This window comes from Chromohalobacter sarecensis (assembly GCF_023061135.1).
Classification (GTDB): Bacteria; Pseudomonadota; Gammaproteobacteria; order Pseudomonadales; family Halomonadaceae; genus Chromohalobacter; species Chromohalobacter sarecensis.
In genome coordinates this window covers 1-7,061 of sequence record NZ_JAKGAN010000017.1, presented here as the reverse complement: position 1 = coordinate 7,061, position 7,061 = coordinate 1, and the positions used below count along the sequence as shown (strand labels likewise).

Sequence of the window (7,061 nt, the reverse complement as noted above, 5' to 3'; positions counted from 1 at the left end):
TGCAGGTGGCCGCCCAAAGCCGGCCGGGAAAGGTTAACTAGGGCATCAAGACTGAAGCGGTTAATACGACCATTTATTAGGTCATTCAGGCGCGGTTGGGTAACCCCCAGAAGGTCGGCTGCCACTTTTTGAGTTTCTCCCCATTCGGCCACTCGATCAGCAATTTTACCCATAAGCTCGGCGCGAAGCCGCATGTTTTCTGCTTGTTCGGGGGTATCCTCGATGGCATTCCACACACTGCTAAAACGCTCATTTGCCATGCTCTCTCTCCTATCGCACATAGTGTGCGGGAAGCGTAGGAGCCCTTTAAACGGCTCCTTTTTTATTGAATATCTACCTTTCGGGGCAGATATCCGTTCTAATCAAAACCCCACTTACCTGGGGGTATATCGCTAGAGCAGATCGCGGTGAAGCTCGCCATAACGTTGTTTGCCTAGCTCGATGTCACGCTTTTCGGTCTTCTGCGACTTCTTCTGGAAGCAATGTAGGACGTAAACCGCGTTCCCTTGGCTGGCCACGTAGAAGATCCGATAAGCGCCTGATGCCTCTCTGATCTTGATTTCAAGCACTCCGCGTCCTATATCCGGCATAGGTCGGTAGTGAACGGGCATCTTTCCTTGCTGTACGCGACCAAGCTCATACCCTGCCGTTTGCTTGGCTTCATTTGGGAAGCCTCGTAGTTGATCCAACGAGTCTCCGCGAAACTCGATGGGTTTTTCTTCTTCTGACATAGACCCTTCCCTTCATCCTAGGCACCTATATTTTATATCCATTTAGATATAAGTGCAACTGGTGCCTGATGCAGAGGCAGGTTGAGTGATACTGTCTGCCTTCCACTTAAAACCCAGACAGTCCCCGCGACCAGGAGCGCTACAGACCGTGCCTGACAGGCCCCGACACCCCGATCCGACACCCCTTTCAACCACTGAAACCCGGACAGTGCGCACCCGCACGGCCAACGACGCGGCGCGTGGACGCCTGCACCTGACCCGCGACGAGGTGCACCGCTTGATGCGCAGCGCGGTTCGGCATCACCGTCACGGCCGGCGCGACGCGCTGATGCTGCGGCTGGCCTTCGAGCACGGCCTGCGGGTGTCGGAACTGGTAGGGACGCGTTGGTCGGCGGTCGACTTGGTAACGCATGAATTGCGGGTGACGCGGGCCAAAGGCAGCTGGAACGGCACACACCCGCTGCAGGGCGACACGGTGCGGGCACTGAAACGCTACCAGCGTGAGAGTGGCCGAACGTCAGGGATGGTATTCGTCAGCGAACGCGGAGCGCCGGTCAGTGCTGACGGCTTCCGGCGCATGCTGCATCGGCTCAGCGAACGCGTACTGGGCGTGAAGTGGCATCCGCACGCCCTGCGCCACGCCTGCGGCGTGCATCTGATTAACCAAGGCGTAGATCTGCGTACAGTGCAGCAGTACCTGGGCCACGCCAACATCCAGAACACGGTGGCCTATACCGCCCTCACTGGGCGGCCGTTCGAGCGGCTGAGCTTCTAAGAATCGGAGACGTCGTCGGCGTTGCCGTCGTGGTCACGTAGCGACTGCACCAGCGAGCGCAGGCCGTAGGGATCTTCGTCCTTGGGCGGCGTAGCGGGCGTTTCCTGAATTGGATCAGAAGAAGGGGCAGGGAGCCTGCGCAGCTGTGCTACCTCCTCGCGTAGCTGTCGCAGCTCGTCGCGTTGTTCCTTCACGATCTCGAGAAGAGCATCGAACTTCTCGATGACACTGGGGGTGTCGGGTAGGCTGTCGGCATTCGGTGTCGGGTTTTGTAGGGATGAGGTGTTTTTACCAGGTGGCTCTCCGTAAACACGGATCATCTCGGACAGGTCGAGTACTTTTTGTCCCTTGCCGTTAAATGCAGCTGTGACGCGGCCCTTGTCGATCGCCTCGTATAGCGTGGAGCGGTGCAAGCTGTATAGATTGGCCATTCGGCCTATGGTCAGTGGGGGCATGTCGGGCCCTGTTGGGTTTTGTCGTCGGGTTGCCCGACAGTATGGACTCTAGCGAGAAAAACTCACGCCTTGGCAGTATTCCGTCGTTCCTCGAGGATGCGGTGTGCTGCATCATCGCTAGATTCCCCCGGGCGGGCTTGGGTATTAATAACCTCCATAGGAATCCCGTATATCGATCCTGAAGCGTTTCTCGCCTTTCCCCCAGGGCTTCTACTGCCCTTTCGATTGCGAGGCTTCTGAGAAGCTTTCTGGGATTTCTCGCCGAAGGTGAACGCCAGGTGGGATACGCGGCGGCCGGTCTTGCGCTGGTCCCACTCCACCCATAGTGGACTGTGCTCATTAATCTGTTCTATGGCTGGCTTGATTACCCACCTTTTAAGATCACGGATGTTGGTATACCGGTCCTCGAGATATAGCGCTTCGCGCAGCCACTCAAGACTGACCTCTCGTTTTCCAGTACCACGCCACTGGGCAAGCAGCTCGTAAAGCCGGATTGCGTGAACACTACTCATCTTGGCCACATCGGCTAAGGCGTAGCGGGTAAATTGCTCGGTGAGTTGAGATAGGTAGGGGACCATATCTGTACCGAAGCGGAGGTCAACCGCGCCTTCTTTATCGCGGTACTCTATGGTCTGTACCCAGCGAGTTAACCTAATCCGGGTGTTTTCTTGGCCATTTGGAGCCTCATGGAGTGTCACGCGGCGATCAAAAAGGCGTTCCGAAGCGGCTTTGAGGTTCTGATAGGCCGTACCTAACTGAGTGCCGGTCATCTCCGCGATCTGCTGTGCACTGATGGTATAAAGCTTCTGATCTGTCAGTGGCTCGTCCCTGCGTACTTGAGAGATGCAAGCTAGGATGATCCGTTGCTCATAGAGACTAAGGCGATATGAAGCTTCGACCAGTGCATTGGCTTTGTAGACTTGAGCATCCTGCATCCCTACGCCCCCTGATATTGTGTGAGCTAATAATACTTCTCACACAAAACCATCAATCCCTCCCCAGTTCAACCATCAATCTCTCCCCTCTTAACCATCAATCTCTCCCCTCTTAACCATCAATCCCTCCCCTTTTGTTCAGATTATCCTTTTAATATCAAAATCTTGAGACGCCTTAAAAGGGGAAAAGGGGAAAAGGACAGAAAAGAGCGCGCAAATGCGCGCGCCTACCCTCCGGGCTCGTTCCTCACCCTTCGCCCCCGCTCCGCGGGCCTTCATGATGCCTCGGCTTAGCCGAGATATAGGCGCTTTCGAGCCGCTACGCGGCTGCGCGCCTGATCGGCGATACAAGATCGCTAAAGAAGCACACCTCAATGGGCCGATCCCCATCCTCAAGCGAGAACAATTGCGCCTCCGGCGCAGGTTTAGCAGGCGCAAGAACATCCCCGGCATTCCTCAGCCTCTAAAACGTGACTTTTTCACGTATAAAGCTATGCTGGTAAACACTCCTCGAGGACGGATAGGAAGCTCCTATGGCACTTGAACGAATCCGCGATCTTGAACAAGTCTACAAATCCACCGATGGCCGTATCGTCGAGTGGCGATCTCCTCACGGTGATTGGTACCGCTACGAGCGTGACCGGGGCGCAGTCGGCCCAGAAATCGAGTCTCAAAATGGAATGCGCCGCTGGGAATGGTACGTGCTGGACAAGAACGATCTAACCAGCGCTAAGCGCAAGGTCTTTGGTCTGATCAACGAGAACGAGCTTTAACCATGGCTCTCACCGTGATGTTCCGAGATCGCGAAAAACACCCGGGTCGAAGAGATCCAGGAGTGCGTCATGGCTCGTAAGCGTGAAATTGTCCCGAGTGAGGCCCGGCTGTGGCTAGGCGTACTGCTGGACGCCGCGTTCGACCCGACGTCGAAGACGCTGGATCTCGAGTACAGTGCCAAGATCGCCAACCAGCAGGCCCAAGCGAGCGGCCAACGGGATGCCCTACGCCTGACGGCTCGCGACGGCAAGACTCAGCTCCTCGCGCTGGCCAGCGACCTGACGGCCTACCCCGGGGACTATAGTGACCGGCGGCAAGCCGAGTTGTTGTTGCGCTGGGCGGAGCGTTGGATTCAACCCAACGACTGGGGGCGTCTGACTGCTCGCGTGCGCAAGCGTCGCCAGCAACAATGGCATCACGAAAGTGAGTGATGGATGCCAGACGCTATGCAAAGAAAGTGGGCGGCGATGTAATCGCGACGCTTTCTTGCTGAACTGGTTCTTGCGCAGGGCGAGACGATCAAAGTGTGCCACTATGGCCCTTAGTTTGATGGCTACATTATAGAGGTGTATTTCGAGTCTTTCGGCGCATTGCGGGGCAGCCCTTTAACTTGATACGACACTGATAAAGTGTGAACGCCCCTTAAGTACCCGTTTTTGAGGCCGCATGGACTGGCAAGCCGTTGGCCCATACCTGCTTATTTTTACCCCTGTGCTGGCCGGCATCGTACTGACAATCACTGTGCACCGCATAACGCGAAAGTACTAAATCGACACCCCTCATCGCCGATTTCTAATCGGCGATGAGGGGTGTCCTTCGTTCGTCAGAACGAGGATTCAAAGACCCCTTTGGCACATGCGGACATGCAAAGAGCGACAGCGAATTTGTATACGTCCGTAGCGTGCCTTGCAGTGATTTGCGCTTATGGCCAGAGAAAGCCGGGTGGTGAAGAAGTGAGGATAATGGTAGGAAAAAGAGAGGAAAAAGGTAGGATATGATGAAAAAGAGGTGGTGTTGTGGTGAAAAGGGAGGAAAAAGGGAGGATATAGAGAGGAAAAAGTGGTGATAATATGATGTTTTCTCTCACTCATCATTTGGAATAGCATAAACTAACAGTTATCTGTTTCTTTCCCTTTCTCGTATCTCCCTGACTACTTTACGAGTCCATATCAGAATCGCTCCAAGAAATAAGAATAGCGGGCCAAACCCTGCTAGAAATCGCCAAAGGACTTCTTCTGCACTCATGGTCTTCTCCTAGCCTCCGGGGTGTTGTTCCTATCATTATAAATCAGAATATGAAGGGAATCACGCGCAGCGGGATGCAGGGAGCGTAGCGACCGGGGACGGGGTTGGGTGGGCGACAGCCCACCCTCCTGTTAAACCGGGCTTTGCAGTGCAAATTCCAACGACGTTAGAACCCGCCTGTTTGGGCTCAAGATAAGACGCGTAATCATGGATCGTTAACTTTGAGAAATAATTTTTCTTCTATATTTACTTGATACACTCGAGAAACTTTTTTGCTTAGTGCTCCAACGAATGCATCTGATATACTAAATGGGCCGTCCCTTCTTTTCAGTATGTTAAAGAACCTTTCTTTATCAGCGTTTTCTCCTAGTGTTATTTTTTTTATAGTACCATGGGTTGTTCCTGGAATACCAGTATCAATACGAGAAAAGAACATTATGTCGTTTTCTTTGGAAGACTTCCAGATTGCTGAAAGAGCTTCTATAGTAATGCAATACATATATGCCTCATCCAATTTATAATGGATCCCATTAAGGGTGCTTTTTTTAAACTTAGCAGGGTAAATATTATGCTGGCAAAGTATTCTAGTTATTTTTTCCTTACCTCTTTGTGTGGCAAGTATTTTAGATAAAAAATCAAATGGTAAGATAAATCTGGTTTCGTTCTCCACTTCCCATTTATGCTTTTCCTTTGTTACGAGATGGGTTTCGATAAATGGATCTATCGAGAAGTATGCAAGATCTTCGTCTGGGATGTCTGTATAACGCACAGGAGAGTATAGAAATCCTCGGTCATGAGTCAGAGAATAACCAGTATCGTTCGAATTAGAAAATATTAAAAATGGTTTTTCTTCGTCTATTTCTATAGATACAGCAACCCCTCTTCCTTCATCTCCATACTTATCCCACATATATGGTATGGTTAGGCTATTACAAAGAGATATAATACCATGGAGGTTTAGGTAGTTTTTTAAATCATATCTCGCATTTTCCCCAAACCTCTCTTCTGCTTCTTTTATTGCGGGTGTGTTTTTAATTGCAAACTCTTTTGGATCATTCTGGTCCCAGCTAGGAGTCATTCTGAAACAAGGGTCATGGCAAAAGCTCTCAAAAATATCCATCGACATTAGCTTGTGTAGAGTTGTCATAAAAAGCCCGTTTAATGTTTTAAAAAAGAGATATAGCGCAGTGCTTTATTGTTTTTTCTTGTAAGTCGGCTCCATGGTTTTATGAATCGTAGAAATTGTATCGCTACGGCTTTTTTTAGTATTTTGGACATGGGGTTTCTTCTCTTAAAGTTTACTCGTCTGAATTATCTTTTCTAGTGATCCTCTGACAGATCTGTGCTATATACTCCTTTTTCGCCGCTGATGTTACTCCGTTGGTTCTTGACGAAGCCGTAGGTAAAGAAGGTGTAGTGGTAGAAATGACTGCCAAATTGCCTCACACGACGCCCTGTTTGATGACATCACCACGTAGGTCAGCATCAATCAAGCCCTTCTCAACCCGCTGGATAGCGTTAGGTAGGGTAGTGTCCTTCTAGTACAGTGATAAAATAAAATGTGCTTGAAGATTCCCATTGTTGGTGTCTTTGTCATCTAAAGTGTATGTTTAGTATGATACTAGGTGGTCCTGTACCGCAAGCCTAGCGGCGAGGCAGAACCGTTTGGCTTCCGAATCGAAATATGAGCTGGGGAAGGCATCTATAGATACATTTAGGTGTACACTAAATTTAAATGAGGCGTTTATATGAATATCAATAAAATGAGAAGTGAAAAGCTATTTAGAGAACAAGATGATGCGGTAAGGGTAGGTATTAAAGTGAAGTATATATGCATGTCAAATCAATGCAGTCACCATGAACACCTCCATGGGGAAATTATTGAATTTGAGCAAGCGTTAGAAATTTTCTCCATAAAAAATGTCCCCCCTGGATGCAGGTGTGCATGCACCCAAATTGTAGTTAATGATTCAGGAGAGCCTGTATCTACAAATCTAGTGGAAAAAATAAAAAACCAAAAAAAATAAATATTTGTCTCTAGTTATGGGCATAAAAAAGCCCCCGGCTATGCGGAGGCTTAAAAGCTTAGGTGAGGGGGTTATATTAAGCCATCGCTTTCTCTTTCGACTCGTCCTCAAACGCGAAA

9 protein-coding genes and 1 pseudogene are annotated in these 7,061 nt (G+C 50.3%); 4 read left to right on the top strand and 6 right to left on the bottom strand.

Features of this window, described 5'->3' with window-relative positions; all coding sequences use genetic code 11:
* Window positions 1–260 (bottom strand): helix-turn-helix domain-containing protein (locus L1071_RS16075; protein ID WP_246977044.1); only part of this gene is annotated, 260 nt, incomplete at its 3' end.
* Between the two features lie 132 nt (window positions 261–392).
* Entirely contained in the window at window positions 393–731 is a 339-nt protein-coding gene (locus L1071_RS16070) for a type II toxin-antitoxin system RelE/ParE family toxin (protein ID WP_246977042.1), read from the bottom strand.
* A gap of 208 nt (window positions 732–939) precedes the next feature.
* Here L1071_RS16070 and L1071_RS16065 point away from each other — a divergent pair, with 208 nt between their 5' ends.
* Complete coding sequence (locus L1071_RS16065; protein ID WP_246977040.1) at window positions 940–1,506, top strand: tyrosine-type recombinase/integrase; 567 nt, start codon at window positions 940–942, stop codon at window positions 1,504–1,506.
* Here the strand turns inward: L1071_RS16065 and L1071_RS16060 are convergent.
* Together L1071_RS16060 and L1071_RS16055 are read right to left on the bottom strand one after the other, a co-directional pair.
* Window positions 1,503–1,961 (bottom strand): hypothetical protein, encoded by a 459-nt coding sequence (locus tag L1071_RS16060; protein WP_246977038.1) that lies wholly within the window; start codon window positions 1,959–1,961, stop codon window positions 1,503–1,505. The genes L1071_RS16065 and L1071_RS16060 overlap by 4 nt on opposite strands.
* Window positions 1,962–2,023: 62 nt before the next feature.
* Complete coding sequence (locus L1071_RS16055; RefSeq protein WP_246977036.1) at window positions 2,024–2,896, bottom strand: replication initiation protein; 873 nt, start codon at window positions 2,894–2,896, stop codon at window positions 2,024–2,026.
* A 533-nt stretch (window positions 2,897–3,429) separates the two neighbouring features.
* On the opposite strand from L1071_RS16055, the gene L1071_RS16050 reads away from it, so the two are divergent.
* Window positions 3,430–3,669, top strand: coding sequence for a hypothetical protein (locus L1071_RS16050; RefSeq protein WP_246977034.1), 240 nt, complete (start codon window positions 3,430–3,432; stop codon window positions 3,667–3,669).
* 69 nt (window positions 3,670–3,738) lie between these two features.
* Entirely contained in the window at window positions 3,739–4,101 is a 363-nt protein-coding gene (locus tag L1071_RS16045; RefSeq protein ID WP_246977032.1) for a hypothetical protein, read from the top strand.
* 1,019 nt (window positions 4,102–5,120) lie between these two features.
* Here the strand turns inward: L1071_RS16045 and L1071_RS16040 are convergent.
* Window positions 5,121–6,035 carry a DUF2971 domain-containing protein gene (locus L1071_RS16040; protein ID WP_246977030.1) on the bottom strand — a complete coding sequence of 305 codons (915 nt, stop codon included), beginning with the start codon at window positions 6,033–6,035 and terminating at the stop codon, window positions 5,121–5,123.
* A gap of 322 nt (window positions 6,036–6,357) precedes the next feature.
* Window positions 6,358–6,441 (bottom strand): annotated as a pseudogene (locus L1071_RS16325) (hypothetical protein); the annotation flags it as partial.
* Between the two features lie 222 nt (window positions 6,442–6,663).
* On the opposite strand from L1071_RS16325, the gene L1071_RS16035 reads away from it, so the two are divergent.
* On the top strand, window positions 6,664–6,942 hold the full coding sequence (locus L1071_RS16035) for a hypothetical protein (RefSeq protein WP_246977028.1): 279 nt from the start codon (window positions 6,664–6,666) through the stop codon (window positions 6,940–6,942).
* Window positions 6,943–7,061: the final 119 nt, after the last annotated feature.